General features: G+C 71.2%; 3 protein-coding genes. 1 reads left to right on the top strand and 2 read right to left on the bottom strand.

The window, feature by feature from the left end; translation table 11 throughout:
- Positions 1-87 precede the first annotated feature (87 nt).
- Together O3Q52_RS51375 and dapE are read right to left on the bottom strand one after the other, a co-directional pair.
- Positions 88-846 (bottom strand): TIGR00730 family Rossman fold protein, encoded by a 759-nt coding sequence (locus O3Q52_RS51375; RefSeq protein WP_055618012.1) that lies wholly within the window; start codon positions 844-846, stop codon positions 88-90.
- Positions 847-952: 106 nt separating this feature from the next.
- A complete protein-coding gene (gene dapE, locus O3Q52_RS51380) occupies positions 953-2,032 on the bottom strand; it encodes a succinyl-diaminopimelate desuccinylase (RefSeq protein ID WP_269655287.1) in 1,080 nt (359 codons plus the stop codon).
- A gap of 118 nt (positions 2,033-2,150) precedes the next feature.
- Here dapE and O3Q52_RS51385 point away from each other — a divergent pair.
- Positions 2,151-2,998: heavy metal transporter (locus O3Q52_RS51385; protein WP_269655288.1), on the top strand; the 848-nt coding region annotated here is incomplete at its 3' end.

The raw sequence follows: 2,998 nt of genomic DNA on the forward strand, positions 1-2,998 counted from the left end.
ACGAGCGCGTCAGCGCGATGCGGGGGTCTGGGGGCGGCAGCCCCCAGGGACGGGACGGGTAGGGGCGGCGGGGGCGAGGAAAAACCCCTACCTCCCCGCCTCCTTCGAAACCAGCGCCACCGCCTCGTCCACGTCGTCCGTGAGGTGGAAGAGGAGGAGGTCCTTCTCCGAGGCCTTGCCCTGGGCGATCAGGGTGTTCTTGAGCCAGTCCACGAGGCCGCCCCAGTACTCCGTACCGAAGAGGACGATCGGGAAGCGGGTGACCTTCTGGGTCTGGACGAGGGTGAGCGCCTCGAAGAGTTCGTCGAGGGTGCCGAGACCGCCGGGCAGGACCACGAACCCCTGGGCGTACTTCACGAACATCATCTTCCGCACGAAGAAGTAGCGGAAGTTGAGCCCGATGTCGACGTACTGGTTGAGCCCCTGCTCGAAGGGCAGCTCGATGCCGAGCCCGACGGAGATGCCCTTGGCCTCGCAGGCACCCTTGTTGGCGGCCTCCATGGCCCCGGGCCCACCGCCCGTGATGACGGCGAAGCCCGCCTCGACCAGACCGCGCCCGAGCGCGACCCCCGCCTCGTACTCCGGAGAGTCCGCCTTCGTCCGCGCCGAGCCGAACACACTGATCGCGGGCGGCAGTTCGGCCAGCGTACCGAAGCCCTCGATGAACTCCGACTGGATGCGCAGCACCCGCCAGGGATCGGTGTGGACCCAGTCCGAGGGCCCGCCCGCGTCAAGCAGCCGCTGGTCCGTGGTGCTCGCCTGCACCTGTCCCCGCCTGCGCAGCACGGGGCCCAGCCGCTGCTCCTCCGGTGGCCGCTTCTTGCCCTCCGGGTTGCCAGTAGCCATGTCCGCTCCCTTCACGCGTGCGGGTCGTTCCACCCCAGCGTAGATCTACGCGGGTTACGGAGGGGGGACGCCGACATGTCCGCCATGAACCGCCGTCAGGTACGGGTCAGGCGGTCAGCCACGCCCTCAGCCGCTCCTCGCCCGCGAGGATCTTCACGATTTCCACCCTTTCGTCCCGCTTGTGTGCCAGATGCGGGTTTCCGGGGCCGTAGTTGACGGCCGGGACGCCGAGCGCGCTGAACCGGGAGACGTCCGTCCAGCCGTACTTGGGCTGGGGGGTGCCCCCGACGGCCTCGATGAAGGCGGCGGCCGCTGGGTGGGAGAGGCCCGGCAGCGCCGCGCCGCTGTGGTCGTCGACCACGAACTCCTCGACACCGCAGTCGGCGAAGACCTCGTGGACGTGGGCCAGCGCTTCGGCCTCCGTGCGGTCGGGCGCGTAGCGGAAGTTGACGGTCACCACGCACTCGTCGGGGATGACGTTGCCCGCCACCCCGCCCGAGATACCGACGGCGTTGAGGCCCTCGCGGTACTCCAGGCCGTCGATGACCGGGTAGCGCGGCTCGTAGGCGGCGAGGCGCGCGAGGATCGGGGCGGCGGCGTGGATGGCGTTGGAGCCCATCCAGCCGCGCGCGGAGTGCGCCCGCTCGCCCTTCGTCCGCAGCAGCACGCGCAGGGTGCCCTGGCAGCCGCCCTCGACCTGCCCGTCGGACGGCTCCAGGAGGACCGCGAAGTCGCCCTCCAGCCACTCCGGGTGTGCCTCGGACACATGCTTCAGCCCGTTGAGGTGTGCGGCGACCTCTTCGTTGTCGTAGAAGACGAAGGTGAGGTCGCGGTTGGGTGCCGGGACCGTGGCCGCGATCCGCAGCTGGACGGCGACGCCCGACTTCATGTCGCAGGTGCCGCAGCCCCACAGCACGCCGTCCTCGTCGAGGCGCGAGGGCACGTTGTCGGCGATCGGGACCGTGTCGATGTGGCCGGCCAGGATCACGCGCTCGGCCCGGCCCAGGTTCGTACGCGCGACGACGTTGTTGCCGTACCGCTCGACCGTCAGGTGGGGCAGGCCCCTCAGGACGCCCTCGATCGCGTCCGCGAGGGGCTTCTCGGTGCCGCTCTCGGAGGGGAAGTCGACGAGCTGCGCGGTGAGCCGGGCGGCGTCCAGGGCGAGGTCAAGTTGGGTGTCGGCCATGCCGTCGACCCTAACGCGAGGCGCGTCCCGGCCCGGTCGGTGGCCTGATACCTCTGCCGTCACTGCCTTGTCCACAGTCCCACAGATGGCGGACAGTACTCTCCAGTACCTTGTACGCGTGCCAGAGCCGTCCCCCACCTCCGCCAGGTCCGTACGCCGTGGCCGTCTCCTCCGCTCCGGAGCCGCCTTCGTCGTGCTGCTCGCCCTCGCCGGCTATCTCGCCGTGCAGTACCTGACAGGGAGCACCGGAGAACCGAAGTGCACGGTCGTCTCCGGCAGCGGCGACGGAGCGTCGTACGAGTTCACGGCGGAACAGGCGGTGAACGCGGCGACGATCACGGCCGTCGGCACCAGCCGCGGCGTGCCCGAGCGTGCCGTCACCATCGCCCTCGCGACGGCCCTCCAGGAGTCCGCCCTGCGCAACATCAGCCACGGCGACCGTGATTCGCTGGGCCTGTTCCAGCAGCGGCCGTCACAGGGCTGGGGCACCGAGAAGGAGATCCTGGACCCGGCGTACGCGGCGGGCGAGTTCTACGAACAGCTGGAGAAGGTGCCGGACTACACGAAACTGCCGCTCACCGTCGCCGCGCAGCGCGTCCAGCGCAGCGGCTTCCCGGAGGCGTACGCGAAGCACGAGCCGGACGCCACGCTCCTCGCCGCGGCCCTGACCGGGCGCGCGGGCGCCACCTTCACCTGCGACGGCCGTCCGAGCACACCGCCCGGGGGCCCGGACGCGGTACGTGCCGCGCTCGTACGGGACTTCGGGCGCGACGCGTTCCAGGAGACGGGCGCCGAAGTGGCCGCCACGCCCTCGGCCTCCCCGTCGGCCCCGACGACCGTACCGTCGACCTCGTCCACCGCCTCGAACGGCCCCGACGGCACGCGCACCGTGACCGTGACCGTCCCGAAGACCCCGGCGGCGCAGGGCGGCGAGCGGCGGCGCGGCTGGGCCCTGGCGCACTGGGC

Origin of the sequence: Streptomyces sp. ActVer (assembly GCF_027270795.1) — a bacterium.
Lineage (GTDB): Bacteria > Actinomycetota > Actinomycetes > Streptomycetales > Streptomycetaceae > Streptomyces > Streptomyces umbrinus_A.